The organism is Rubrivirga litoralis, assembly GCF_031846415.1.
Lineage (GTDB): Bacteria > Bacteroidota > Rhodothermia > Rhodothermales > Rubricoccaceae > Rubrivirga > Rubrivirga litoralis.
On record NZ_JAVRHT010000001.1, the window covers coordinates 201,897 to 227,902 of the forward strand.

Annotated in this window: 22 protein-coding genes and 1 pseudogene; 12 read left to right on the forward strand and 11 right to left on the reverse strand. The window is 75.1% G+C overall.

Annotation, left to right across the window (positions count from 1 at the left end; translation table 11 throughout):
• The first annotated feature begins 135 nt into the window (after positions 1-135).
• From RM540_RS00785 to RM540_RS00815, 7 genes and pseudogenes are all read left to right on the forward strand, one after another.
• Positions 136-1,332, forward strand: a complete 1,197-nt coding sequence (locus RM540_RS00785; protein WP_311661266.1) for a trans-sulfuration enzyme family protein — start codon at positions 136-138, stop codon at positions 1,330-1,332.
• 315 nt (positions 1,333-1,647) lie between these two features.
• On the forward strand, positions 1,648-2,487 hold the full coding sequence (locus tag RM540_RS00790) for a sigma-70 family RNA polymerase sigma factor (RefSeq protein WP_311661267.1): 840 nt from the start codon (positions 1,648-1,650) through the stop codon (positions 2,485-2,487).
• A gap of 230 nt (positions 2,488-2,717) precedes the next feature.
• On the forward strand, positions 2,718-3,371 hold the full coding sequence (locus tag RM540_RS00795) for an outer membrane beta-barrel protein (RefSeq protein ID WP_311661268.1): 654 nt from the start codon (positions 2,718-2,720) through the stop codon (positions 3,369-3,371).
• A 58-nt stretch (positions 3,372-3,429) separates the two neighbouring features.
• On the forward strand, positions 3,430-4,518 hold the full coding sequence (locus tag RM540_RS00800; protein WP_311661269.1) for a D-alanine--D-alanine ligase family protein: 1,089 nt from the start codon (positions 3,430-3,432) through the stop codon (positions 4,516-4,518).
• Between the two features lie 152 nt (positions 4,519-4,670).
• Complete coding sequence (locus RM540_RS00805; RefSeq protein ID WP_311661270.1) at positions 4,671-5,975, forward strand: UDP-N-acetylmuramoyl-tripeptide--D-alanyl-D-alanine ligase; 1,305 nt, start codon at positions 4,671-4,673, stop codon at positions 5,973-5,975.
• A gap of 45 nt (positions 5,976-6,020) precedes the next feature.
• Positions 6,021-6,323, forward strand: a pseudogene (locus RM540_RS00810) (DUF6196 family protein); the annotation flags it as partial.
• A 90-nt stretch (positions 6,324-6,413) separates the two neighbouring features.
• A complete protein-coding gene (locus RM540_RS00815; protein WP_311661272.1) occupies positions 6,414-8,177 on the forward strand; it encodes a GWxTD domain-containing protein in 1,764 nt (587 codons plus the stop codon).
• 85 nt (positions 8,178-8,262) lie between these two features.
• Here RM540_RS00815 and RM540_RS00820 read toward each other — a convergent pair whose 3' ends face one another.
• Genes RM540_RS00820 through RM540_RS00830 form a run of 3 tightly spaced genes read right to left on the reverse strand, consistent with a single transcriptional unit; the run spans position 8,263 to position 10,386 of the window.
• Complete coding sequence (locus RM540_RS00820; protein ID WP_311661274.1) at positions 8,263-8,667, reverse strand: hypothetical protein; 405 nt, start codon at positions 8,665-8,667, stop codon at positions 8,263-8,265.
• A gap of 12 nt (positions 8,668-8,679) precedes the next feature.
• Entirely contained in the window at positions 8,680-9,696 is a 1,017-nt protein-coding gene (gene gluQRS / locus RM540_RS00825; protein WP_311661275.1) for a tRNA glutamyl-Q(34) synthetase GluQRS, read from the reverse strand.
• Complete coding sequence (locus tag RM540_RS00830) at positions 9,697-10,386, reverse strand: alpha/beta hydrolase (protein WP_311661276.1); 690 nt, start codon at positions 10,384-10,386, stop codon at positions 9,697-9,699. It abuts the gene before it with no gap.
• Between the two features lie 175 nt (positions 10,387-10,561).
• Here RM540_RS00830 and RM540_RS00835 point away from each other — a divergent pair, with 175 nt between their 5' ends.
• Entirely contained in the window at positions 10,562-10,759 is a 198-nt protein-coding gene (locus tag RM540_RS00835; RefSeq protein WP_311661277.1) for a DUF2256 domain-containing protein, read from the forward strand.
• Here the strand turns inward: RM540_RS00835 and RM540_RS00840 are convergent.
• From RM540_RS00840 to recO, 3 genes are all read right to left on the reverse strand, one after another.
• Positions 10,756-11,316 carry a LexA family protein gene (locus RM540_RS00840; protein ID WP_311661279.1) on the reverse strand — a complete coding sequence of 187 codons (561 nt, stop codon included), beginning with the start codon at positions 11,314-11,316 and terminating at the stop codon, positions 10,756-10,758. The genes RM540_RS00835 and RM540_RS00840 overlap by 4 nt on opposite strands.
• 163 nt (positions 11,317-11,479) lie before the next feature.
• Positions 11,480-12,151, reverse strand: a complete 672-nt coding sequence (locus RM540_RS00845; RefSeq protein ID WP_311661281.1) for a YceI family protein — start codon at positions 12,149-12,151, stop codon at positions 11,480-11,482.
• A 57-nt stretch (positions 12,152-12,208) separates the two neighbouring features.
• Positions 12,209-13,039, reverse strand: coding sequence for a DNA repair protein RecO (gene recO / locus RM540_RS00850; RefSeq protein ID WP_311661282.1), 831 nt, complete (start codon positions 13,037-13,039; stop codon positions 12,209-12,211).
• A 132-nt stretch (positions 13,040-13,171) separates the two neighbouring features.
• On the opposite strand from recO, the gene RM540_RS00855 reads away from it, so the two are divergent.
• Complete coding sequence (locus RM540_RS00855) at positions 13,172-13,702, forward strand: ComEA family DNA-binding protein (protein ID WP_311661284.1); 531 nt, start codon at positions 13,172-13,174, stop codon at positions 13,700-13,702.
• A 110-nt stretch (positions 13,703-13,812) separates the two neighbouring features.
• Here the strand turns inward: RM540_RS00855 and RM540_RS00860 are convergent, their stop codons facing one another.
• Together RM540_RS00860 and RM540_RS00865 are read right to left on the reverse strand one after the other, a co-directional pair.
• Positions 13,813-14,493 (reverse strand): SDR family NAD(P)-dependent oxidoreductase, encoded by a 681-nt coding sequence (locus RM540_RS00860; protein ID WP_311661285.1) that lies wholly within the window; start codon positions 14,491-14,493, stop codon positions 13,813-13,815.
• A gap of 11 nt (positions 14,494-14,504) precedes the next feature.
• Positions 14,505-15,005, reverse strand: coding sequence for a YybH family protein (locus RM540_RS00865; protein ID WP_311661287.1), 501 nt, complete (start codon positions 15,003-15,005; stop codon positions 14,505-14,507).
• 307 nt (positions 15,006-15,312) lie between these two features.
• Here RM540_RS00865 and sov point away from each other — a divergent pair, with 307 nt between their 5' ends.
• The 3 genes from sov (at position 15,313) to RM540_RS00880 (ending at position 24,525) form a co-directional block, all read left to right on the forward strand.
• Positions 15,313-23,157, forward strand: a complete 7,845-nt coding sequence (sov, locus tag RM540_RS00870) for a T9SS outer membrane translocon Sov/SprA (RefSeq protein ID WP_311661288.1) — start codon at positions 15,313-15,315, stop codon at positions 23,155-23,157.
• 158 nt (positions 23,158-23,315) lie between these two features.
• Entirely contained in the window at positions 23,316-24,065 is a 750-nt protein-coding gene (gene lipB, locus RM540_RS00875) for a lipoyl(octanoyl) transferase LipB (protein WP_311661290.1), read from the forward strand.
• A 100-nt stretch (positions 24,066-24,165) separates the two neighbouring features.
• Positions 24,166-24,525 (forward strand): hypothetical protein, encoded by a 360-nt coding sequence (locus tag RM540_RS00880; RefSeq protein ID WP_311661291.1) that lies wholly within the window; start codon positions 24,166-24,168, stop codon positions 24,523-24,525.
• A 61-nt stretch (positions 24,526-24,586) separates the two neighbouring features.
• On the opposite strand, the gene RM540_RS00885 is transcribed toward RM540_RS00880, so the two are convergent.
• From RM540_RS00885 to rsfS, 3 genes are read right to left on the reverse strand one after another with little or no spacing between them, the layout of a single operon-like run.
• Positions 24,587-24,982: a DUF423 domain-containing protein gene (locus RM540_RS00885; protein ID WP_311661293.1), complete on the reverse strand. Its 396-nt coding sequence runs from the start codon at positions 24,980-24,982 to the stop codon at positions 24,587-24,589.
• The gene (locus RM540_RS00890; RefSeq protein ID WP_311661295.1) at positions 24,979-25,470 is read right to left on the reverse strand and encodes a hypothetical protein; all 492 of its coding nucleotides are present in this window, start codon (positions 25,468-25,470) and stop codon (positions 24,979-24,981) included. The genes RM540_RS00885 and RM540_RS00890 overlap by 4 nt, the downstream gene beginning before the upstream one ends.
• A complete protein-coding gene (gene rsfS / locus RM540_RS00895; protein WP_311661296.1) occupies positions 25,467-25,997 on the reverse strand; it encodes a ribosome silencing factor in 531 nt (176 codons plus the stop codon). Before rsfS ends, RM540_RS00890 begins: the two co-directional genes overlap by 4 nt.
• Between the last annotated feature and the right edge of the window lie 9 nt (positions 25,998-26,006).

The following is a 26,006-nucleotide window of genomic DNA, read 5'->3' on the forward strand; positions in this document are numbered from 1 at the left end:
GGGGGAAATGGGAAAGAGGAACGAGGAAATGGCAGTCGGCGAGCTTCCCCGCCCCGCCCAGCGCATTTTCAGTCCCCAGTCCCCAGTCCCCAGTCCCCAGTCCCCAGTCCCCAGTCCCCAGTCCCCAGTCCTGCCATGCCCCTCGACCCCGACAGCGTCGCCGTCCACGCCGGGCGGAGCGACCTCCGCGCCCTCGGCGTCCACGCGCTCCCCATCGACCTCTCGACGACGTACCCGTTCGAGCGGCTCGACGACGCCGTCGCCAGCCTCGACGCCCTGATGGGCGGGGCGGGACCGGCCGAGGCGGGCGGGGCGGTGTACTCGCGCCTCTGGAGCCCGACCGTCGCCCGGTTCGAGGCTGGCTACGCCGAGGTCGAGGGCGCCGAGGCGGCCGTCGCGTTCGCGTCCGGCATGGCGGCGATCACGGCCACGCTCCTGGCCGCCCGCGAGGAGGGCAAAAACCACGTCGTCGGCGTGCGCCCGACGTACGGCACGACCGACCGCCTGCTGTCGTCGGGCCTCCTGGGGCTCGACGTCACGTGGACCGACGCGGGCGGGGTGGCGGGCGCGGTCCGCGACGACACGGCGCTCGTGTGCGTCGAGACGCCCGTCAACCCGACGCTCGACCTGGTCGACGTGGCGGCCGTGGTCGAGGCGGCCGGCGCCGCGCCCGTGTGCGTCGACTCGACGTTCGGGACGCCCGTCCTCCAGCACCCGCTCGCGCAGGGCGCCGCGCTCGTGTGGCACAGCGCGACCAAGTTTATCGGCGGCCACGGCGACGTGCTCGCCGGCGTCGTCGGGTGCTCCGAGGCGTGGGCCGCCCGGCTCCGCACGGTCCGCATCCTGACCGGCGCCGTGCTCCACCCCGACGGCGCGTACCTGCTGCACCGCGGGCTCCCGACGCTCCCGCTCCGCGTCGAGCGCGCGCAGGCGACGGCGACGGCGCTCGCCGCGCGCCTCGCCCGCCACGCCGCCGTGGGCCGCGTGTACCACCCGAGCTTGGTCGACAGCGGCCTCGTGGGGGCGGGGCGGCAGATGAGCGGGCCGGGGCCGATGCTCTCGTTCGAGGTCCTGGGGCCGGACGGCGAGGCGGACGGGCCGGGCGCGTTCGCGGCGGCCGCGGCCTTTCTCGGCCGGCTCCGCCTGGCCACGCCGGCCGTCAGCCTGGGCTCGACGGACACGCTCGCGCAGCACCCGGCCGGGCTCACGCAGCGCGCGGCGGGCGGGGCGGGGGGCGTCGCGTCGGGGCTCGTCCGCGTTTCGGTGGGGCTCGAAGCCGAGGCCGACCTGTGGGACGACGTCCGGCAGGCGCTGGGCGGGGCGGCGGAATAGGCGGGCGCCGCGTCGTCGTCGGGTCCCACCCCGCCCAGTTAATGCGGGGCGAAGAGCGGGGGGCGCAGAGACGGAGGGCCACCCCAGACCGTTAGACAAGCTCCGACGCTCAGCCTGCGCCTGCACGGAGGCCACGAGAAAACCTGAGTGGCACGGAACCCGCGCCCGCTGGGCCGACTACGATCCGGGTCCGCTGTATTGCGGGCCAGGGTAATCCCCGACTCCCGTTTGCGACTCCGCTCGGACCCCTGGAGGGCCGTCCGAGCCGCCTCCCGAGGCCGACGTCGCCCCCACCCCCCCATCCCTACGCCGCCGATGTACGTCCCCCGCAGTCAGCGGATGCTGGACCAGTATCTCCAAGAGATTGGTCAGGTCCCGCTCCTCAAGCCCGAAGAAGAGGTCGAGCTCGCCCAGAAGATCAAGCAGGGCGACCAGCTCGCGCTGCACAAGCTGGTGCGGGCCAACCTCCGCTTCGTGGTCTCCGTCGCCAAAAAGTACCAGGGCCAGGGCCTCTCGCTCTCCGACCTCATCTCGGAGGGGAACTACGGGCTCGTCAAGGCGGCCCAGCGCTTCGACGAGACGCGCGGGTTCAAGTTCATCTCGTACGCCGTCTGGTGGGTGCGCCAGTCGATCCTGAAGGCGCTGAGCGACCAGGTCCGCACGGTCCGGCTCCCGCTCAACCGCGTGGGCACGCTCTCCAAGATGCGGAAGGCGTCGGCCCGGCTCGCCCAGGAGCTCGGCCGCCAGCCGACGCCCGACGAGATCGCGCGCGAGCTCGACCTGAAGGAGGAGAAGGTGGTCGAGGGCCTCCAGCACAGCCGCCACAGCCTCTCGATGGACGCCCCGTTCGACGACGACGACGGCAACAGCCTCCTCGACGTCCTCGCCGACGACAACTTCGAGCAGCCGGACGAGGACCTCACGAACGAGAGCCTGAACATCGACATCGAGCGGGCGCTCTCGACGCTGCACCCGCGCGAGGCCGAGATCACGCGGCTCTACTTCGGGATCGGGCACGAGCAGCCGCTCACGCTCGTCGAGGTCGGCCAGCGGTTCGGCCTAACCCGCGAGCGCGTGCGCCAGATCAAGGAGAAGGCGCTCCGCAAGCTCCGCCAGAAGCACCGCCGCGAGGAGCTGGCGGCGCACCTGAACTAGGGCGCCACCCCGCCCCCAGGCACTCGTTCCGAGGCCCGGCCGACGCTGTTCGGCCGGGCCTCGTTGCGTGCGGGCGGGGCGGCCACCCCGCCCGCAGGTCGTCCAGGAGGCGGGGGTGGAGGCGGCCCCGCACGCGCCCGGCGGCATCTCCTTAAGCTTGCGCCGCTCGCCGCGTGACTTCCGGGCGGGGCGGGGCGGCTCTCTCCCATTCCCCCACCGACCGCCTGCTCATGCTCCCGTTTCGCTCCGCCGCCGTCCTTCTCGTCGCCCTCGCCGCCCCGCTCGCGTTTGCCCAGGACGACGACACGCCCGTCGTGGCCGGCGCCCGCGCGCTGCTGTTCAGCGCCAACCTGGACTCGGGGCTCACCGGGCTCGACGGGGGCGCGCTGGGGATCAAGTGGCAGTCGAGCGCGGAGCGCGCCCTGCGGCTTGGCCTCACCGTCGGCGCGGGCCTGAGCATCAGCGACGGGGGCGGGGAGGCGTTCGGCGATCAGGAGAGCCAGCGGGTGAATCTCGGCGCCGACCTCCTCTTTCTGCGGTACGCGCGCTCCCGGACGCCGATCTACCTCTACTACGGGCTCGGCCCCAGCGCGTCGTTCCAGTTTAGCCGGTTCGAGGCGGACCGGGGCGAGCAGAGCGCCGAGCAGTCGTTCGCGGGCGTGGGGTTGGGAGCGGCCGGCGTGATCGGCGTCGAGTGGCCGGTCTCCTCGGCCATCTCGCTGAACGCCGAGTACGGCGCCTCGCTCGACGCGACCTACACCTACCGGAGCCTGGAGCGGGAGGCTGGGCCGGAGGACCCACAGGGGCTGAACGAGAGCGCGAACGAGTTCGGGGTCTCCCTCGTCTCGCGGGGCGCGCAGGCCGGCGTCAGCGTCTACTTCTAGCGGGCGGGGCGGCGGGCCGCGCGTGTAGCTTTCCGCTCCCCACCCCGCCCGTCCGCCTGTGAGTGAGTCTCTTCGTGTTGGTCTGTTGTTCGGGGGCCGTTCGCCGGAGCACGAGGTCTCCGTCCGCTCGGCGCGGAACGTGCGCCGGGCGCTCGGCGAGGCTGGCCACACAGTCGTCCCCCTCCGCATCAGCCGGGCGGGGCGGTGGACGGTCGAGCCCGACGGCGACCTGGCGGACGAGCCTGGCGCGGGCGGGGCGGGGCGGCCGCTCCTGTTCGCCGCCGACGCGACGGGCCGCCTGCTCGCCGAGGGCGCGGGCGGGGCGCTCGACCCCGTCGAGGTCGACGTCGTGTTCCCCATGCTCCACGGCGTCAACGGCGAGGACGGCCGCGTGCAGGGGCTGCTCCAGACGCTCGGGCTCCCGTACGTCGGGCCGGACGTGCTGGCCTCGGCCGTGTGCATGGACAAGGACGCGGCCAAGCGGCTGCTCGCCGCCGCCGGCGTCCCCGTCGCCGCGTCGGTGACGGTCCGGGCGGGCCGCCCCGCCCCGTCGTTCGCGGACCTGGCGGGGCGGCTCGGGCCGATGCTCTTCGTGAAGCCGGCGGGCTCGGGGTCGTCGGTGGGCGTGGCGAAGGTGGAGGCCGAGGATGGGCTCCGCCCCGCCCTCGACGCGGCGTTCCGGTACGACCGCAAGGCGCTCGTCGAGGAGGCCGTCGTGGGCCGCGAGATCGAGGTCGCGGTCCTGGGCAACGAGGAGCCGCGGGCGTCGGTCCCGGGCGAGATCGTGTCGACGGCCGCGTTCTACGACTACGAGGCCAAGTACGTCGACGCCGCCGCCGCGCGGATGGAGGTGCCGGCCGACCTCGCGCCCGACGTGGCCGAGCGCGTCCGCGCCCTAGCCGTCGAGGCGTACGCGGCGCTGGGCTGCGAGGGGCTCGCGCGCGTCGACTTTTTCGTGGCCGACGACGGCCGCGTCCTCGTCAACGAGGTCAACACGATCCCCGGCTTCACCGAACGGAGCATGTACCCCGTGATGTGGGAGCGGACCGGGCTCGCCCCGCCCGCGCTCGCCGACCGGCTCGTCCGCCTCGCGCTGGAGCGCCACCGCCGCGACGCCGCCCTGGTGACGACGTGGGGGGGCGGGTGACGGGTGACGGGTGACGAGTGATGAGCAAGAAGACTTCCTCACGCACCGCCCCGCCCGACAGGAGCGCCCGCTTTGTGCTCCCTCGGCCCTGAGGGCGGGGCGGCAAACTCAGCCGCCCCGCCCGTCACTCATCACCCGTAACCCATAACCCGATGTACTCCACCGACACGCGCACGCTCCAGCCCGGCGACACCTACGTGGCGATCCGCGGCGAGCGGTTCGACGGGCACGACTTCGTGCCGCAGGCCGTCGCGGGCGGGGCGGCCGCCGTCGTCGTCGAGCGCGACGTGGACGTGCCGGAGGGCGTCGAGGTGGTCCGCGTCGAGAGCGCGCTGGACCACCTGACGTCGCTCGCCCACCAGAAGATGGCTGAGAGCGGGGCGGCCGTCGTCGGCATCACGGGCTCGGTGGGGAAGACGACGACGAAGAACGCCGCGATTGCCGTGCTCCGCGAGCGGTTCGAGGTCGTGGCCGCCGAGGGCAACCTGAACACGCCGCTCGGGCTCGCGCTCACGGTCCTCAATCGGACGTTCGCAGCCGACTCCGTGGCCGTCTTGGAGATGGGCGCCCGGATCCCCGGCGACATCGCCGAGCTGTGCCGGCTCTTCCCGCCGACGGTCTCGGTCGTGACGGCCGTTCAGGGCGTCCACCTGGAGACGCTGGGGAGCCTGGAGGGCGTAGCGCGCGAAAAGGGCGCGATCGTGCGCGCGCTGGGGCCGGAGGGGACGGCCGTCCTCAACGCCGACGACGCCCGCGTCCGCGCGATGGCCGACGGGCTGGCCGCCCGCGTCCTCCTCTACGGAGCAGCCCCAGACGCCGACGTCGGCCCGGACATCGTGACGGCGACGCTCCCGCTCCTGGGCGAGCACGCGCTCTCGACGGCGCTCGCCGCCGCCGCCGTCGGCCGCGCGCTGGGGCTCGACGACGCGGCCATCAACCGCGGGCTCGCGCAGATCCAGCCCGAAAAGGGCCGGCTCGTCCGGCTCCCGGGGCGGGGCGGGAGCACGATCATCGACGACACCTACAACGCCTCGCCCGGGGCCACGCGCTCGGCGCTCGGCGTGCTCCGCGACCTCGACGCGACGCGCCACGTCGCGCTCCTGGGCGACATGCTCGAGCTGGGGGCGGACGAGGTCGAGCAGCACGTGGTCGTGCTCGACGCGGCACGCGAGCACGCCGACCTCGTCGTGGCCGTGGGCGAGATCATGGGCCGAGCCGCCGAGCTCCTGAACTCGGCGGGTCCGGGCGGGGCGGTCCTGACCTTCGCCACGTCGACCGACCTCGCCGACGCCCTGCGGGCGGGGCGGCCGTTCGCGCCGGGCGCGGGCGACGCGGTCCTCGTCAAGGGCTCGCAGGGCGCGCGGATGGAGCGGGTCGCGGCGGCGCTCCTCGACCCCGACGTGGACCCGGCCGACGTGCTCGCGCGGCAGTCGGTGAGCTGGCAGCAGACGGAGTAGCGCGGGGGCGACGAGCCCGCCCCGCCCTCGAATTCCGCCCCGCCCGCCGTCCACCCAGGCGCGCTCGCGGTCGTCGGCGACGACGAGGTGTGGAGCCAGCTCGTGCCGGCCGAGGGCGGGGCGGCCGAGCCGTTCGCCGTCTTCCGGTTCCACTTCCCGGCCGGCGTCGACAACAGCGGGTTCGTCGGGTGGCTCGCCTCCCACCTCAAGCGCGAGCTGGGGACGGGCGTGTTCGTCGTGTGCGGCCAGAACGGAGGGCGGGGCGGGATCTTCGACTACTGGGGCTGCCCGCTCGCCGAGGGGCCGGCCGTGCTCGCGGCCGTCCGCGCGCTCCGCGGCGAAGCGTAGAGAGCATCACGGGCGAGGCGGGTGGATTGCGGAAACCGTTACCTGCCCCGACGTTGTCGCGGCTCGTCCAGCACGCTACCCCCGCCCGTCATGCGCCGCCCCGCCCTCGCCGCCGCGCTCATCGTCCTCGGTCTGGCGGGGTGCGGCTCGTTCCGCCCCGCCCTGCCCGTCGCCCAGGTCATCGACGGGCAGGCGAGCGCCGAGGCCGACGCCTACCTCGACCGGCTCGTGACGGCGGGGCCGGGCGCCAAGCCCGACGTCCGGCGGCTCGTCGCGCAGGCGTGGCCGGTCCTGCCCGACTCGCTCCGGGACAGCCTCGGCGGGGCGCCCGGCTCGCTCCGTCCCGGCGCCGGCGTCGCCCTCGTGGCGTGGTGGAACGGGCAGGACCCGCTGCCGGTGACGGAGGCCAACGAGCGGCTCGTCGAGCACCTCCGCCGCGTGGCCGAGGCCGAGGCTCGGTTTCCTACGCCGCCCGAGAGCACCGCGGGCGGGGCGGGGTACGACGACCGCGGCGCCGTCTACGTCCGATTCGGGGAGCCGGATCAGACCCGGTGGCTCCGGTCCAACACGCTCGACGCATCGATCTCGGAGTTGACCGCGTTCGTTCCCACCAACGCGCTGTGGACCTACGCGAGCGGTGCGACCTTCCTGTTCGTCGAAGACGGGGGAGGGTGGCGGGAGGCGTTCCCGCTCGACCTCCTCCCCCCCGGCCTGTACTACCCCAAGGTCGGCTCGGGGAGCGCGGAGTGGTCCGCGCTCGCAGCCCTCGCCCTCGACGACTTCGTCAGGACGCTCGTGCTCTACGACCCGGCCTACAGTCGGGTCCAGAACGAGCTCCACGACGCGCTCCTCGAGTACACCAACGGAGCGCTCGCGGCGGGGTCTAGAGCCGCTCGCTTCGCGAGCGGCTTCGGGGTTGGGGAGCGGTTCATCGGCGGGAGGACGGGCGGCGTCATAGGCCCCGGGTTCTTCGACTTCGTCCGGTCTGAGCACCGCCGGGCCGTCGCCGCCCGCGACCTCGTGCCCTCGGCCGGGCCGCCGCTCCCGCTCCCTGGTGCGTTCCCGCTCGCTGTCCGGTCCGCCCGGTTCCGGGGCGCCGACGGCAGTCTCCGGGTTGAGCTCGCGTGGGCGCCTGAGCCCGGCGCCTTCGACGGCTTGGGAGACGTAGCCCGGGTGGTCCGCTCGACGGCCCGGCTCCGCGTGGTCGGGGGCCGCCCCGCCCCGCCCGCCGACCGCGTGGCGGCGGTTCCGCCGAAGGCGGTGGGGGCGGGGCGGACGACGCCGGTCGCCACGGCGACGCTCGCGTCCGCCGGCGCCCGCCCCGATGTCGCCGTCCAGGCCGATGTCCTCGACCGCGACGGGGCCATGCTCCGCCACGCCGTCTGGCACGCCGGCCCGCTCGCGCCGCTGGCCGCCGGGCCGGGCGGGCTCGTCGTGAGCGACCCGCTCCCGCACCTCGTCCCCTCCGGCGCGGCGCGTGCGCTCGGAGCGGGCGGGGCGGCCCGCGAGGCGTGGCGGTACCCGTACGCCGCCCTCGTGGCCGGCGCTACGGTCGGCGTCGCCGTCGAGGCGTACGACCTGGGCACGGAGGGCGGCCGGTCGCGGTACGAGGTCGAGCGGTCGGTCTGGGCCGTCCGCGACGGGCGCCGCGAGCTCGTCAGCCTGAGCGCGACGGTCTCGGGCACGTCGTCGTCGACGGGCCGCGAGTTCATCGTGCTCCCAACGCCGGGCGACGTTCGCCCCGGCGACGTGGTCGAGCTGTCCGGCGTGCTCCGCGACCTCGTCACGGGCCGCTCCGGCGAGTGGTCGCTCTCGTTCCAGGTCGCCCGCCCCTACGCCAGCACCGGGGGGTGACGCGTCGCCCAGACTGCCCCGCTCCCCAGAGGAGGCGGTCTCGCAGCGGCGCTGGGGGCGGGGCGGCGACGCACCCCGCCCGGACCTACTTGCAGCCGAACGAGCCGCTGGCCGGCGGCGCGAGGCGGAGCCGGTACGTCGTCCGCCCCGCCCGGCAGACGCCGGCGAGCGCGCCCGTCTCGGTGTCCTGCTCCAGGCTGCACGCGAGCGCCCGGGGGAGCAGCAGGCCCGGCCACCGCGCGCGCGACGTCTCGAACCGGAGCCGGCCGCCCTCCCACGTCGCCGCGCCGTCCTCGGTGACGTCGGCCCGCCGCCCCGCCACGTCGAGGGCGACCGTGAAGCCGCCCGTGCACCGCTCGATCTCGGCCTGGGCGGGGTGGGCGTCGCCGCCGTGCTCCAGCGTGCCCGTCCACGTCCCCGACGGGAGCATCTGCGCCGAGGCGGGGCCGGCGAGGAGCGCGAGCGCGAGCAGGGGGAGGCGGAGCGTCATCGGGCGGGGCGGCTAGCGCGCGCGGAGGTGCGCGGCGAGACGGGCAGGGACGGTGACCGGCTCGGGCCGCACGCGGGACAGGTCGAACGAGGCCGCGACGTCGGCCGCCGCGCGCCGCCCCGCCCCCGGCTGCCCGAGCGCCTCGGCCAGCCAGCCGACGAGCGCCTCGGGCGCCACGCCGGCTTCGCGGAGAGCACGGACCGTGAGGCCCTCGTCCCGCTTCGAGAGCTTCTCGCCGTCCGCCCCGACGGCGAGGGGAACGTGAGCGTAGACGGGCTCCGCCCCGCCCAGCGCCCGCGCGAGCAGGATCTGACGGGCCGTCGAGTCCAGGAGGTCGCGGCCGCGGACGACCTCGGTCACTCCCATCGCCAGGTCGTCCACGACGACGGCGAGTTGGTAGGCCGTTACGCCGTCGCGGCGCTGGAGCACGAAGTCGCCCGTCGTCTGCCGCACGTCCTCCTCGACGAAGCCCACGACGCGGTCGTCGAACGAGACCGGCCCGCCGTCGACTCGGAACCGGAGGGCGCGGTCGGCGCGGGCCTCGGGGTCCTCGAACCAGCCGTCCGCGGGCGGGGCGGGGCGGAGGGCCGGCGGGAACGGCGGCAGGCCCGGCCCGCCGTGCGGGGCGCTCGCGAGGTCGCGGAGATCGCTCCGCGAGACGGCGCACGGGAACAGCCGCCCCGCCCGTGCGAGCCGCGCGAGCGCCGACTCGTAGAGCCCGCCCCGCTCGGACTGCCAGTACGGCGCGTGCGGGCCGCCCACGCCCGGCCCCTCGTCCCAGTCCAGCCCCAGCCACCGCGCGTCCTCCGTCTGGCGCTCGGCGGCGCCGGCCACGGCGCGCGGCCCGTCCAGGTCCTCGACGCGCCAGACGAACCGGCCGCCCCGCCCGCGCACGCTCGCCCACGCCGCGAGCGCCGCGAGCGCGCTGCCGACGTGGAGGTCGCCCGTCGGGCTCGGTGCGAAGCGCCCGACGGGCGGGGCGGCGTCGGCCGAGCGTGGGTCGGAGGGCGGGGCGGGGCGGTCTGGCATCTACTCGATCGGCTGCATAACGTCGGCCAGCAGGCGGTCGTGGAGCCGGTGGCCGCCGGAGAACGACGTGGACTCGTAGGCGACGCCGGCGTCGGTGAGGCGCCGCTCCTCCTTCAAAATGCGGCCGGGTGTGGCGAACGAGTCGCGGTCGCCGGCCACGAGCCGGAGGTCGGCCGCGTTGAGCCACGGCGCGTGCTCGCCCAGGTCGAGGTCGTGCGGGAGCGCCCCGCCCCACAGCACGAGCCGCCCCGCCCGCCGCTCGCGGCTCTGAATGAGCGGGCTGTAGGCCAGCCACCGGACGACCGTCGAGGTCCCCTGGCTAAAGCCCATGCCGCCCAGGCGGACCGCCCGCGGGTCGGCGTCGGCGCGGGCGCAGGCGGCCACGAACACGTCGTCGAGGTAGCGGACGGTGTCGGCGATCTCGGCCTCGCGGTCCTCGCGCGTCATCCAGCTCGCCCCGACGCGCTCGCCCACGCGCCGGCCGCCTTCGGTCACGTAGAACCGGCTGAGCGCCTCGGGCACGACGACGAGCCGGCCGGGCCGGAGCGCGCCCTCGAAGTGGCGGGCGAAGTACGTCGCGAGCTGGCCGTAGCCGTGGCACGCCATCCACACCTCGTCCACCGGCCCGTCCTCCGGCCCCAGCACGGCGTACCGGGCGGTCTTCACGGCGGCGATCTGGCGGACGGTCATGGGCGGGGCGGGGGAGCAGGTCGCGAAAGGTTACGCTCCGCCCGCCGCCACCGGCCGGCCGCCCCGCCCGGTGGGCACGGAGCCACCCCGCCCGTTGTACCACCCCGCCCTCGCGCGTTGCGGGCGGGGTGGCGCATCTTTCCGCCCTCCGCCCTCCGCCCTCCGCCCTCCGCCGATGGCCCACCACAAGCCCACGCTCCCCACCAAGACCTGCGCCGTGTGCGGGCGCCCGTTCGCGTGGCGCCGGAAGTGGGCGCGCGACTGGGAGTCCGTCCGCTACTGCTCCGAGCGGTGCCGGCGGGCCAAGGGATCGGCGGGGCGGCGCGGCGACGGGCGGGGCGGGGCGGCCCAGCCTGGGCCACCGGGCGCCTAGGCCGGCACGTGGCGCACGAGCCCGTACGGCCCCGCGTGGCCGACGTAGCTCCCGAGCACCTCGCGGACCTCGGCGTCGTCGCACGCCACGTCGCCGCCAGCGCCCACGCGGCCGACGGACAGGCGGCTCCCGTCGGTGACGACGACCGCCCCGCCCTCCGCCGCCTCCTCCTCGCTGACGAACACGTAGTGCGCCTCGCCCAGCTCGGCCGTCCGGGCGGCCTCGCCGTCGAGCCGGATCGCGTGGAGACCCGAGAGGTCGCCGAGGAGCGCGCCGAGCGAGAGCCGCCCGGCGGCCGGCTCGACGCGGCCGCCCAGGAACGTCCCCCGCACGTGGACGCCGTCGCCGGGCTCGGCGAGCGCGTACCCGTCCCGGCCGCGGTGGAGGTAGCCCTTGCGCGCGAGCGCCCGGAGGTTCTGCGTCACCGAGTTCGGCGAGCGGTACCCGAAGTGGTCGACGATCTCGCGGTACGTCGGCCACACCTCGCGCGTCTCGACGTGGTCGCGGAGGTAGGCGAGGAACGCGTGCTGCTTGTGGGTCAGTTGGCGACGGCTCATGCAAGGCACCTGCGTGCTGGACGCCTCGAAGGTAGGGCGCGCGGCGTTCCCCTTCATCACGAAACCCCTCTGCGGCGGAAACCGCCACGAAAAAAGGGCGGCCCCGTGCGGAGCCGCCCCACGAGGCGCGTGGAGCGGGGCGGCCCGCTCCGCCGTCCAGCCGTCAGCTCGCGAGCTCCGGCCCGTCGGCGACCGCGTCGCCCGTGGCCACGTTGAGCTCGAGCCGGACCTGGTCGTTGATGAGGTCGTCCTGCATCCCCGGGTACGTGATGCCCCACTTGGTCCGGTCGATGAGGAACGACGCCTCGACGGTCGCGCCGTCGTCCGTGCGCTCGATGACGGCGGGGAACGAGATCTGGTTGGTCTGGTCGCGCATCGTGAGCTGCCCCGTCACCACGTGCGTCGCGGCCTCGGGCAGGAGCGAGTCGGCCGCCGTGACCGGGCGGATCGAGGACGACTGGAACTGGGCCACGGGGTACGTCTCGACCTCGAAAAAGTCGGCGCTCGACAGGTGCTCCGTGAGCCGGTCGTCGTCGCTGTAGACCGTCGTCATGTCGATCTCGATGTCGGCGCCCGTCACCTGGCCGTCGTCGACGTAGACGTCGCCCGTGACGGTGCGGAAGCCGCCGAGGTGGTTGCCGGTGAGCTTGGCCCCGGTCCACTGGACCGTGCTGTCGGTGGCCGAGATGGGGAGGGCGGACCCGGTAAAGGTGATCGGGCCGGTGGTCGCGGTCTCGACCGCCGTCGTCTCGGCGACGGGCGCGTCGCCCACGTCGCCGCAGCCGGCGAGGACGAGACCGGCCGCGGCCAGGGGGATCAGGAAGGAGCGCGTCATGGTCGGGCGGGGTGGTCGTCGTTGCAACAAGAGTTAGAGCGGAGAACCCCACCCCCGTCATCCGGTTCCGCCCCGCCCCGCCGCCCCGCCCGATGAGTCCGCCCCGCCGCGGGCGGCCGCGAGCGCGGCGTCGATCTGGTCGCTCACCTGGCGGACCCGCTCGGGGTACGTGGCCTCGGTGTGCGTGCGGAGGTAGGCGTCGGCGAGCGACTCGACCTCGCGCCGCGTGGGCTCGTCGAGCCGCATGCGGCCGGCCGTCGGGAGGTCGGTCCGCGCGAACACGGCGAACGCGCGGAGGGCGGGGCGGCTGGCGCGGACGCCTGACGACGCCCGCCCGCGCTCGGCGGCATCGGCGCCGGCGGCCAGGACGGTCCCGCTCTGGAGCAGGAGGCGCCCGCCGTCGTCGCCCAGCGCCAGCACGTCCTCGCGCTGGACGTCGGGCGAGAACCCGAGGAGGGCGGCCAGCCGGAGCTGGAACCATGGGAGCGCATTCGCCGGCCGGTCGTCCGACTCGTCTATAAAGTCGAGCGTCTGCGTGACCAGGTTGACGGCGAGCGGGTGGGCCTCGCCCTCGCCGAGCAGCGCGCGCGCGATCTCGACCACGCGGAGCCCCAGCGTGACCCGGTCGAGGTCGGTCCCAAGTCGGCGCCACCGAACAATGGGCGCGGCCTCCTTCAGCGTCTGGAGACCCCGCTGCGGCCGGTAGTAGTAGACGGCCTGGACGTACGACATGGGCTGGAGCGCCGACCCGAACTGGCTCGTCGGCCGCCGCGCCCCGCGCGCGATGACGCCGATGACGCCGTGCTGGCGCGTGAGGAGCCGGACGATCCGGCTCGTCTCGCCGTAGTCGAAGGCGTGGAGGACGACGGCGTCGGTGCGGACGATCATGGGCGGGGTACGCCCGCCCCGCCCCGCTTGTGCCCCGCCCCGCCCGCTCACGGATTGCTGAGGAGCGCGGGCGGGGCGGGGTTACGTCGCCGGCCGGCGCGCGTCTAGCGGAGCCCACCCGCCGCCCCGCCCGTGCGCTGGCTCTACCGTCTCCAGACTCGCGTCGGCCTCACCGGCCCCGAGGCGACCGCCGCCCTCGTCCTGCTCGGCGCCCTCGCCGCCGGGCTCGTCGCCGGGCGCCTCCGGTCAGCGTCCGAGCCCGTTCCGGCCGATCTCTACGCGGCGGCCGACGCCGCCTTTGCCGCCGCGGACGGCGGGCGGGGTGGGGCCGCCCCGCCCGCACAGACGGGGGCCGCTCCGCCCGCCGAGACCGCCCCGGCCAACTCGCTCGCCGACGCGCCCGCGGCCCAGGTCGCCGCCGCCGAGGTGGCCGCCGCCGCCGCCCCACGCCGGGCGTCGAAGCCGCCGCCCGCGCCGACGAACCTCAACACGGCCTCGGCCGCCGACCTCCAGCGGCTGCCCGGGATCGGCCCGGCGCTGGCGGGGCGGATCGTCGCCTACCGCGAGACGAACGGGCCGTTTCGGAGCCCGGACCAGATCGTCGAGGTCAAGGGCATCGGGGACAAGACGTTCGAGAAGCTGGCGCCCTGGCTCCACCTGTAGCGGGCGGACTGTAGCGCGCGGGCGGGGCGGCGCCTCCTGGAACGACCGCGGACTGCCGGCCTCGCGCACCACGCAACACCGGACACGCAACACCCGCGGGCGGGGCGGCGCTACCGCATCGAGCCGTAGGCGCGCATGACGGACCCGTTGTGGATCGTCCCGGCCGTCCCGCACAGCGTCACGCACAGGCCGGCCACCTCGGCCACGTCGACCCCGCGGGCGTCCTCGGGCTCGTCGCCGAACAGGATGAGCGACGGGGCCACGGCCGTCGCCGTGATCTCGGCGTCGCGGTGCTCGGCGGCGACGGACTCGACCAGGCGGAGCACGCCGGCCTTCGACGCCGAGTAGGCCGCCTGCTCCGGCGCGCCCCGGTCCACGCCCTGCCCCGACGCCACGCCGACGAGGTGGCCCGGCACGCCGGCCGCCGCCATCCGCCGGACGGCCTCGCGGAACACGATGAACACGCTCGTGAGGTTCACGTCGAGGACCGCCCGCCACTCGGCCAGCGTCGTCTCGGCGAACGGCCGCCCGTCCCACATCCCGACCGTGTGGACGACGGCGTCCGGCGTGCCCATCCGCTCGGCGACGGTGCCGAACGCCTCGGCCACCGAGTGCTCGTCGGTCACGTCGGCCTTGAGGACGAGGGCGCCGGCCGCCCCGCTCGGGTCCTGGTCGAGCGAGGCCACGCGCGCGCCGGCGTCCTCGAGTTGGTCGACGACGACGCGGCCGAGGCGGCCGGCGGCGCCGGTAACGACGACGACGCGGTCGGTGAGGTCGGGGGCAACGGGCATAACGTGGGGGTCTACTCGGACGACGTGTGGTCGTGGACGACGCGCCAGCCGTCGGGCGTCTGGGCGAGGACGAGCGTGAACAGGCCGCCCGGCCCCGCGCCCGGGGCGTCGCCCGCGCGCTGGAGGCGCCAGCGGCCCCACGCGAGCGCGCGGTCGGCGGCGAGGGCGTGGACGGTCAGGTCCGAGAACACGAGCTGGCCCATGGCCTCGGCGTCGGGGTAGCCGCGCTGGTACCCGGCGAGCGCCTCGTCCCAGCCGCGGCGGACCGCCCCGCCCGAGAGGAACGTGAGCGTGTCGGTCTGGGCGTAGCCCTCCATGAAGCCGCGCACCGAGCCCTGGTTCCACGCCTCGACCTGGGCCGCGAGCGCCGCGCGGACGCCGGCGCCCACCGCCGCCGTGTCGGCCGCCGCGGGCGGGGCGGTCACAGCGGGCGGGGTGGCCGCCCCGCCCAGGCCGCCGCAGCCGGTCGCGCCGAGCGCGGCGCAGAGGAGGGCGAGTCGGAACCGGGACATATGGAGCGGTGGGGGGACAAAAACTACACACGGACGGGCGCCCGCCGGGCCACCGCCGCCGCGGGCCGCGTCGCCCGTTGGGCACGGAGAAGCTCCCTTGTCCGTCCGCGCCCGTCCCTGTAGCTTCCCCGCGTAAGACGGCACGCTTCTGGAGGCGGCCGCCACCCCGCCCCGTCCGGGGGCTCGCCCGCCTGCCGACCCCGCCCGCGCCCTATCGCCGAGTTCGCTACGCCCCGCCTGCTCCCGCCGACGGCCCCGTCTGGGCCGTCCCCCGAGCGCAGGCGCTCCTAGCAGCCCGACCGACGTCTTGCGCGCGCTCACCCCGCGGACTCCCCCCACGCCCCGCCGGCGCCTCGCCCTCCTCGGCGCGGCGTCCGTCGGCGTCCTCCTCGTGCTCGCCGCGCACGCGGGCACGGTCGAGGCCGGCCCCGGCGCGCCGCGCGGGGCGGGGTGGCTGGCCCCGGCCGACAGCGATACGGTCCGCACCACCCCGCCCGCCCCCGCCCCGCCCGCGGCGGTCCCGCTCCGTGCCGCCCCGCCCGCCGCCGGCGACTCTGCGCTCGTGGGCGGGGCGGCCGACTCCACGGAGCGGGCCGAGGCCTACTTCCGCGGTCCGCGGGCGCCCGGCCTCGGGGCCGCCCTCGCGGCCCGGCGGCGGCCCGGCGTCCGCGGCCGGCTGGGGACGTACTGGCGCCGCGAGGTCACGCTGGACTCGGCCGCCTACCGCTACCGCGTCCGCGAGACGGTCGGCGACGCCGACGTCCGGGCGCCGGCCGACGTCGGCCTCGGCGAGTTCCTCATGGCCCGGCGGCAGGAGGCCGTCGGCGAGACGTTCCGGTCGCTGGCCGCCCAGCGCTCCCAGCGCCAGACACGCCGGAACGGGCTCGGGTTCGCCGTCGAGATCCCGGGCGGGGAGGAGAGCGCGTTCCGCACCCTGTTCGGGAAGAACGAGGTGTCGCTGACCGTGAACGGGACGTCGGACCTCAACCTCGGCGTTCGCTACGACCAGAGCGACATCCAGGCCGCCCGGCGGCTGAAGCCGCCCGGCGTCGACCCCGACTTCGGCCAGGACCTCACGCTCAACATCGCCGGCATGGTCGGCGACAAGCTGACCGTCAACGTCAACTACGACACGAACAGCCAGTTCGAGTTCGAGAACCAGGTCTCGCTCGTCTACGAGGGCTACGAGGACGACATCCTCCAGCGGTTCGAGGCGGGCAACGTGTTCCTCCAGACGCCGGCCACGCTCATCCAGGGCGGCCAGCGCCTGTTCGGGCTCCGCACCGACTTCCAGTTCGGCCCGCTCGCAGTCACCGCCGTGGCGAGCCAGAAGGACGCCCAGACCGTCCAGCAGACGATCACGGGCGGGGCGGACGTGCGGACGTTCGCGCTCGCGCCCTACGACTACGAGGACGACACGCACTTTTTCCTCGGCTACGCCTTCCACAACTGGTGGGACGCCGGCCACCAGGACCCCAGCCAGCCGACGCTCCCGCCGGGCGCCCCCGGCCAGGCCGGCTTCCGCGAGCTCGTCGGCGTCCAGGTGTGGAAGCACGAGCCGTCGCTGCGGACGCTGATCCGCGAGGACCAGGAGACGACGTGGGCCGTCGCCCTCGCCGACCTCGGCGAGCCGGCCGCCGTGCTCGCGGGCGGGGAGGCCTACCTCGGCGCGTTCGACGCGGCCACGGGCCAGTACGAGAACGCCGCCGCCCCGCTCCCCGACCCCGCCCTCGACCAGTACACCGAGGCCATCCTCGCCCCGGTCCGCGAGGACGGCTCCTCGACCGGCGCCGACAACATCCTGGGGTCAGGCGCCTCGATCCCCCAGAGCGCCCTCTTCAACAACGTGTTCCGGCTCCTCCGCGACGGCGTCGACTACACCGTCGACGGCCAGCTTGGGTGGCTCTCGCTGACGACGGCGCTGACCGAGGACGAGGTGCTGGCCGTGGCCTACCAGTACCGGACGGCCGACGGCCGCCTCGTCAGCGTCGGCGACTACCTCCAGCCCGCCCAGAGCTCGGCGCAGACCGGGCCGCGGACCATCCTCAAGCTCCTCCGCGCGCCGACGCCGGTCCCCGAGGACCCCCTCTGGGACCTCACGCTCCGCAACGTCTACCGCGTCGGCGGGCGGAGCCTGAGCGCGTCCACGTTCGACCTCGCCCTCACGTTCGAGCCCCCCGGCGGGACGCCGAACGAGATCCCCAGCGGCCTCTCGCTCGGGGGGCGCACGCTGCTCGCGGCGTTCGGGCTCGACCGGCTCGGCGAGCAGGGCCAGTCGCGCGCCGACAACACGTTCGACTTCCGCGTCGGCTACACGATCGACCCCGGGGCCGGCCGCGTCATCTTCCCCACGCGCCAGCCGTTCGGCGACTACGCCGAGGCCCTCATCCGCACCGGGCAGACCGTGACCCGGGGCGACCGGCTGACGGTGGCGTTCGAGGGCCTCGACGAGGCCGCCGCGCTCGACCTCTACGCCCCGGTCCTCGGCGCCCGGCCCGACGCCCGCGACCTCTACGACGTGAAGCGGGCCAACGCGCAGCGCCAGATCCAGGGGCTCGCGCGCTACCGGATCGCCGGCGAGTACCGGAGCGCGACGCAGTCGGTGTTCCCGCTCGGGTTCCAGATCGTCGAGGGCACCGTCCGCGTGACGTCGGACGGCCGGGAGCTCGCCGAGGGCACCGACTACCGCGTGAACACCACGAGCGGGACCGTCGAGATCGTCAACCCGCTCTACCTCCAGAGCGGCCAGCAGATCGAGGTCACGGCCGAGCAGCAGGACCTGTTCGCCGTGACGTCGAAGACGCTCCTCGGGCTCCGGGCCGACTACCGGATCTCGGAGAACGCGCTCCTCGGAGCCACGTGGATGCAGCTCTCGGAGCGGCCGCCGGTCGGCGTGGGCAAGTTCCAGGTGGGCGCCGAGGCCCTCGACAACACGGTCGTCGGCGTCGACGGCTCGTACCTCGCCGCGCCCCGGTGGCTCACGAGGGCCGTCGACGCGCTCCCGCTCATCCAGACGCGGGCGCCGTCGGCCGTCGAGCTCCGCGGCGAGTACGCCCGCCTGACGCCGGGCCACCCCCAGACGCGGACGTTCGGCGAGGCCCGGGGCGCGCTCCGCGACGCGGGCCTCGACTTTGCCGACGACGAGCTCGCCGGCGTCAGCTACATCGACGACTTCGAGGGGAGCGAGACGGCGTACACGGCCCCGCAGCAGACGACGGGGTGGTCCCTCGCGGCGGCGCCCGAGTCGGCCGGTCCGCCGGGCACGACGCTCCGGCCGGCGGGCGGGGCGGGCGTGACCTCCCCCGACCTCAAAAACAACTGGCGCGGCCTGTTCACGTGGTACTCGCTCGCTGAGGGGGACTACGAGGGGTACGAGGAGCGGGGCCTGCTCACGCCGGCGGCGTCGCCGATCTCGCGGGTCGACCTGTACGAGATCCCGGGGACGCCGACGCGCGAGGACGTGCTCCCGCTCGGCCTGCTCGACGTCTACTTCGACCCGACGCGGCGCGGCCCCCACAACTACAGCGACGAGCTCGACGCCACGCTTGGCCCGCGGCGCCGCGACGTCTGGGGCGGGTTCGTGCGCCCGATCGAGGGCGCGTTCTCGGACTTTGGCGGCCGGAACAACGTCGAGTTCGTCGAGATGCTGTTCGCCCCGCTCGGCGGCCGGGACGGGCGCGAGCCGGTCGCGCCGGGCGCGCGGATGTACCTCGACCTGGGCCAGGTGAACGAGGACGTCCTCCCGAACGGGGTCTTCAACAGCGAGGATGGCCTGGGCAACAACCCGTCGGTCGACGCCGCGCCGTTCGACGCCTTTAGCCGCCGGCCGTCGCAGCAGGCGAACGGGGTCGTCGACTTTTTCGACGGGACGGGGCAGACCGAGGACGTGGGCATCGACGGGCTCCCGACCCGCCCCGCCCTCACGGCGAGTGGGGGCACGCCCTACGCGTTCAGCGAGGAGTCCCAGTTCGCGCCGTTCCTCGCGCGGCTCCCCGCGGGCGGGGCGGTGCGCGCGCGGGCGCTCGCGGACCCCTCGGGCGACGACTTCCACAACTTCGACGACGACGAGTACTTCGACGGCCCGCTCTTTCCGGGCGGGGCGTCGGTCCAGGAGCGGTACGGGGCCTACTACCCGGCGACCGAGCTGAACTCGCCGATCGCGCGGAGCCGGATCATCGACGGCGGCCGGGGCCTGACGGCGAGACCCGACAACGAGGACATCGACGAGAACGGCCGGACCAACACGGCCGACCAGTACCACCGCTACGAGATCCCGCTCGACGACGCCGGCCTCCGCGCGAGCCCTTTTTTCCGCGAAGCCATCGACGTCGACAACCGCGTGGCCGGGCGCCAGACGTGGTACCTCCTCCGCATCCCGGTCCGCACCCCGGACCGGACCGTCGTGGGGCTGGCCGACACGTCGGACTTTTCGCGGATCGAGGCCGTCCGCCTGTGGACGACGGGCCACGACAAGCCGGCCACGATCCGGTTCGCGTCGTTCGAGCTGGCGGGGAGCCAGTGGCTCAAGTCGGGGCAGGTGGGCCGCGTCGGGGCCGGCGACTCGACGTCCACGCTCGGCCCCGAGCCCAGCCTGTTCGTGGCCTCGATCAACAACGAGGAGAACCCCTCGACCTACGCCGTCCCGCGCGGGACCGTCCTCAACACGACGCCGTCGGTCTCGGGCGGGGCGGCGCAGACGCAGCGCGAGAAGGCGCTCGTGTTCCGGGCCGAGGGGCTGGGCGAGGGGCGCCGGGCGGCGATCGTGCGGTCGTACGCGACGCGGCCGCTCGACCTCACGAAGTACCGGAACCTGCGGATGGCCGTCCACGGCGACGGGTTCGACCGCCGCGACTCGGTCCGCGTGTTCCTCCGCATTGGCGACGACGAGGCCGAGAACTACTACGAGATCGAGCAGCCGGCGTACCCGTTCGACCCCGCGCGGCTGGCGGCGCTCGCGCCGTGCCCGCCGGCGGCGCCGTCGAACTGCGCCCGCTCGGACAGCCTGTGGCAGACGCAGGTGCCCGTCGGCGGCGCGCGCGTCGACCTCAACCCGGTCAACCTCGTGCTCCGCGAGCTCAACGCGCTCAAGCGCGCGCGCGACCTCAGCGCCACCCCGCCCGGGGCGCGGTTTACGCGGGCGGCCACCGAGGACGGCGTGGCGCCCGGCGCGCGGCTCACGGTCCGCGGCGAGCCGTCGCTCCAGGACGTCCGCACGGTCGTGCTCGGCGTGCGGAACGCGCCGGGCGGGGCGGCCGCCCCGCTCGACGTCGAGGTGTGGTACAACGAGCTCCGCGTGTCGGGCTACGACGAGGAGGGCGGCGGGAGCGGGTTCCTGCTCGCGAACGTGGCGCTGGCCGACGTGGCGACGGTGAACGCCCGGCTGAGCTTCATCGACGACGGGTTCGGCGACCTGGGCGGGGCGCTCGGCGGGCGGTCGTTCGCGGCGCAGCGGGCGTTCACGCTCACGTCGACGTTCGCGGCGCACAAGCTGCTCCCCGAGCGGTTCGGGTGGGCCATCCCCGTCAGCGTCTCGGCGACGGAGAACACGTCGACCCCGCGGTTCGACCCCGACAACGGCGACGTCCGCCTGGACGACCTCGCCGACGCCGTCGCGGAGCAGGGCGGGGGGGCGGGGCGGCGCGAGCTGACGGCCGACGAAGTCGTGCGGCGCGCGCAGACGGCGACGAGCTCGCGGAACGTCCGCGTGCAGGCGACGAAGACCGGGAGCCGCTCGCCGTGGCTCCGCTACACGGTCGACGGCCTGACGGCGAGCTACACGCTCTCGACGCAGGACGGGCGGAACCCGTCGAGCGCGCGGAGCGCCCAGGACACGTGGACGGGCAACCTCGCCTACCGGCTGACGGTCCCGGAGCCGTTCCCCGTCCGGCCGTTCGGGTTCGCGCGCGGCGTGCCGGTGTTGGGGAGCGTGCTGGGCGGGCTCCAGCTGAACCTGCTGCCCCAGTCGCTCAGCCTCTCGGCCGACGTCGCCCGGCGGACGTCGGCGACCGAGCCGCGCCTCCGCGAGCAGTTTCTGGGCGAGCCCGACGAGGTCCAGTCGTTCCGTGCCTTTACGCGGCGGACGCAGCTGTTCGACCACGGGCGCCAGATCGACGTCCGCTACAACCCGTTCTCGTTCCTCCAGCTGAGCTACGCCTCGAACACGGACCAGGACCTGGGGCGGGCGGGGCAGCGCGAGACGCTCCGCTACCTCGTCCGCGACCCGAGCGGCCCGTTCCAGCGGGTCTACGAGTTCGACCCGCTGGACCTCGCCGGCGGCGACGTCCGCGACGACCCCGGCGTGCTGGCCGACCTCGCGGCGGCCGGGCTCCTGGAGGACGGGGCGTTCCCGGCGGGCGTCGAGGTCCTGGGCGGGGCGGCGATCGACGTGCTGCCCGTGGGGGAGGCGCTGGGGAACCTGTTCGGGAGCGGGCCGGGGCTCCGCACGCGGCGCTACGACCAGACGCTGACGACGACGCTGCGCGTGAGCACGCGGCGCGTCAAGTGGCTGTCGTGGCTCCAGCCGCAGGCCCTCAGCTACTCGGCGAACTACTCGTGGGCCGACCAGCCGATCGCGTCGGCGCCGGACCTCGAGGTGGCCTCGGCGGGCACGCGCGGCCAGGTCCAGTCCAGCCTCCGGATCGTCCCGCGTGACTTTTGGCGCCTGTTCCCGTTCTACCGCCGCCTGGAGGCGGCGGCGGGGCGGGGCGGGGCGGCCCCGGGCGCCGAGGCCCGGAGTGCCGAGGGCGGGGCGGCGGCCGACAGCGCCGGGCGTGGGGCGCTCCCAGTCCGGCTCGCGCGCGGCGCGTTCCTGGGGCTGACCGGCATCGACGACGTCACGCTGACGTACCGGGGCTCGCTGACGTCGGCGACGGGCGGGCTCGAGGGGCAGGGGTACAGCCTGTTCTCGGCGCTCTCGGGGGCCGCCCCGCCCATCGGCTACCGCCTGGGGCTCGACCGCGAGCTCGGCCTCGACCGCCGCGTGTTCGACGACCGCGTCAACCGCTTCGGCGACCAGTCGGGGACGCAGCACGACCTCGACGCGCGGACGCAGCTGTCGCCGTTCCGCGGCCTCAACGTGGGCCTCACGTGGCGCGTCGGGTGGTCGTCGACGAGGGACCGGAGCTTTAGCCCGAACCTCCTCGGCGGGCTCAGCGAGGGCCTCCCGCAGTTCCGGGGGGCCGGCGAGGCGACGGTGCTCTCGTTCGGGGCGTCGTACCGCGGGTTCGTCCGGCGCCAGGCCGACCGCTACCTCGCCGACCGCGAGGCGGCGGGCGGGGCGGAGCGGGGCCAGACGATCGGGTCCGAGGTGCTCTCGCCGACGGGCTTGGCCGAGGACTTCGGCGCCGAGTTCGGGCGCGGGGCGGGGCGGTTCGGGCCGGGCGGGTTCTACCCGGTCCCGCTCCCCAGCTGGACCGTCACGTACTCGGGCCTCGAACGGCTCCCGGTGCTCCGGTCGCTCGCGGAGAGCGTCTCGCTCCAGCACGGGTACTCGTCGACGAGCCAGGTCGGCGTGGGCACGTTCTACGCCGATCCCGAGCGGCCCCGGCTCCCGGAGCTCGACGGCGTGCGCCTGGCCGGGGCGGCGACGTTCGCGGAGGACGGGTTCGACGAGCCGGTCTCGCTCTCGGTCAACCAGCGGTTCCAGCCGCTCCTCGGCGTCACGGTCGGGTGGAAGGGCGGCGTGCAGACGAGTGTGAAGTGGAACCAGAGCACCGTCTACCAGCTGGCGACGGCGGCGGCGGACGTGAACGAGAAGTCGGCCCGCGACGTCCGGCTCGAAGTCGGGTACGCGAAGACGGGCCTGAACCTGCTCGGGCTCGGCCGGCTCAACAACAACGTGCGCGTGACGCTGACGGCGTCGTTCGCCGACGACCACTTTATGCAGTACCCGCTCCGCGAGGACCTCGGCCGCGTCGTGGCGGAGGCGCTGGGGGGCGACGCGGAGCCGGAGGGGGACGGCGACCCGTTCCGCGACCCGGAGCCGCGGTTCACGAAGCGGCTCCTGCTCTCGCCCCGCGTCAGCTACACGGTCTCGGACCGGGTCACGGCCGACGTCTTCGCGACCTACGAGCGCCTGGACCAGACGCTCGGCGGCGGCGGTAACACGCGCTTCAACGGCGGCGTCAACCTGCGCGTCCTGTTCTCGAACTAGGGCAGGGGTGCGGGGTATCGGGTACGAGATGCGGCCACGACACGCCGGCCCGCCCCGGCCCGCCGTCGCATGCAACGGCGCTCCCGCCCCGCCCTCGCCTCGCCGCCTTGACCCCGCGTGGGCGGGGTGGGCGTTCTCCCGCCTTCCGCCTTCCCGCCATGTCCCACCCCGCCCACGTCGTTCGTCTGGGCCGCGCGCCGTACCGGGACGTGTGGGCGCTCCAGCAGGAGCTCCAAGACGGCCTCATCGCAGCGAAGCGGGCCGCCCCGCCCGAGTCCCCGCCGCACACCGTCCTCGTGGTCGAGCACGACCCCGTCATCACGCTGGGCAAGAGCGGCGACGCGGCCAACGTGGTCACGCCCGAAGCCGAGCTCGCGCGGCGGGGCGTCGAGGTCGTGCGCGTGGACCGGGGCGGCGACGTGACGGTCCACGGGCCGGGGCAGGTCGTGGTGTACCCGGTCCTCGACCTCGACCGGCTGGAGACGCCCGAGGGCGCCCCGCTCCGCGACCTCCACCGCTACCTCCGCGAGCTCGAGGAGGCCGTCATCCGCACGTGCGCCGACGGCGGCGTAGCCGCCGGCCGCGTGGCGGGGCGGACGGGCGTGTGGGTCGGCCCCGACGACCGGCCGGAGCGGAAGGTGTGCGCGATGGGCGTCCGGTGCAGCCGCTGGGTGACCATGCACGGCCTGGCCCTCAACGTGACGACGGACCTCGCCCTGTTCGACCTTGTCGTCCCGTGTGGGATCGCCGACCGGGCCGTGACCTCGCTGGCTGCCGAGGGCGCCCGGCTCGCCGATCCCGCGGCCGTGACGGACCGCCTCCTGACCCACCTCGCGGACCGCCTGGGGCTCGACCTGGAGGAGGCGGGCGGGGTGGACACAGAGCGCGCCGCGCCGGCGGGCGTGTAATTCTCCCGCAGGCGCAACCCGGGGCGGGGCGGCGTACGTTGCACCCGCCCCGCCCGGACGGCGGACCCCCTCTTGTCTCCCTCCTCCCCGCGCACACGCCATGGCCGCCCCGTTCAACGTCGAGCAGTTCGCCCTCCAGCTCCTCACCGAGTCCCTCTTCTACGACGAGGAGTACGGGGCGCTCGGGAACGTGAGCCTGATCGACAAGGAGAGCGTCCGCGAGCGGTACCTGGCCTCCTACGACCCCGACCGCGACACCTTCCTCATCGAGGAGGCCGTCGAGTGGGAGGAGCTGGACGCCGACGAGGACGGCGAGGTCGACTACGCGCTCGCCGTCGACGGCGAGGAGCACGGGACGTACGGGACGCCCGAGGAGGCGGCCGAGGTGCTCATGGCGCTCGCCCGCGACAAGAATCTGGCGCCCAGCTTCATGATCCTCTTCGACGAGGAAACGGGCTAGGCATGGAGAATGCGGAATGTTGAACGGCGAAGGGCGGTCCACTTTCGCCATTCAACATTCGTCATTCCGCATTCGACCACCCCGCCCAGGCCAGCGTGCCCCACCCGACGAGGAAGGCCACGCCGCCGAGCGGCGTCACGGCCCCGAGGGCGGGGAGGTCGAGGAGCACGAGCGCCGCGAGGCTCCCCGAGAACAGCGCCACGCCGGCGAGGAACAGCCACCCCGCCCGCAGCGCCGCGCGCGCGCCAGTCTGGCCGGCGACGAGCGCCGCGAGAACGGCCGCGAGCGCGTGGACCTGCCCGTAGGCCGCGCCCGTCCGCCAGACGTCGAGGCGGGCGGGGGGGACCGCGTCGGCGAGCGCGTGCGCCCCGAAGGCGCCGGCCGCCACCATCAGGCCACCGACGACGGCCGCGGCGGCGACGAGCCGCCCCGCCCCTGGAGAGAGAGGTCGGCTCACTGCTCGGGGAGGGCGGGGAGGACCTGGAACGGAACGACGGTGTCGTTGACCTTCAGCGTGTAGCTGCCGGCCGCGAAGGCGCCGTCGAGCGGGAGGTAGAACCGGAACGGCCGGACGACCGCCGCGCAGACCGTTTCGAGCGGCTGCCGCATGGCGAGCGTCGCCGTCACGTAGTGGCCCGCCCGCTCCTGACGAACGTCCGAGAGCGCCGAGCACGCGTCGGGAAACGCGCCCAGAACGACGGCCTCGACCGCCACGCCGTCGCCCGGGGCGGGGCGGCCCGCCGCGCGCACGCCGACGGAGTCGACGACGGCGGGGAAGGCGAGCGTGCGGACGGTGGTGTCGGGCGGGGCGAGCGCGACGGTCGTGCGGCCGCCGACCGCCCCGCCCACGCGGTACCCGTAGCGGTCGGGCGCGGCGGCCTCACCCGAGCCGCCGCAGGCGGTCAGGAGTAGGGCACCGCCGAGGAGGAGCGCGCGCGCCGTCACGCGCCCTCCGGGTCCGCCCCGCCCTCGCCCATCTCGCCCTCGCCTGTCGCGCCCTCGTCTGTCTCGCCCGAGGGCGCGGCGGCGTTCGGCGGCGGCGTGCCCTCTTCGAGGAGCGCGGCCGTCGGGTGCTCGTCGGTGACGGTCTGGGTTGGGGCGTCGCCCCAGAGCCGCTCCAGGTCGTAGTGCGCCCTTAACTCGGTGTCGAACACATGGACGGCCAGGTCGAAGTAGTCGAGCACGATCCACCGGCTCGTCCCCGGCTGCCCCTCGCGCGAGACCGGCCGCTCGCCGGCCTCGGTCCGCAGCCGGTCGACCACGCCGTCCACGATGGCCTTGATCTGGAGGTCCGACTCGCCGGTCGCGAGCACGAAGTAGTCGACCTCGCCGGAGATCCCCCGGAGGTCCATGACGGCCACGTCGAGCGCCCGCTTGTCGAGGGCGGCGTCGAGCGCGAGTTGGGCGAGCACGCGGCCCGGCGTCGGTCCGGTGCGGGGCGGGCTCTGAGGCTGGGGCGAGGCGGAGGGCATACGGTCGGG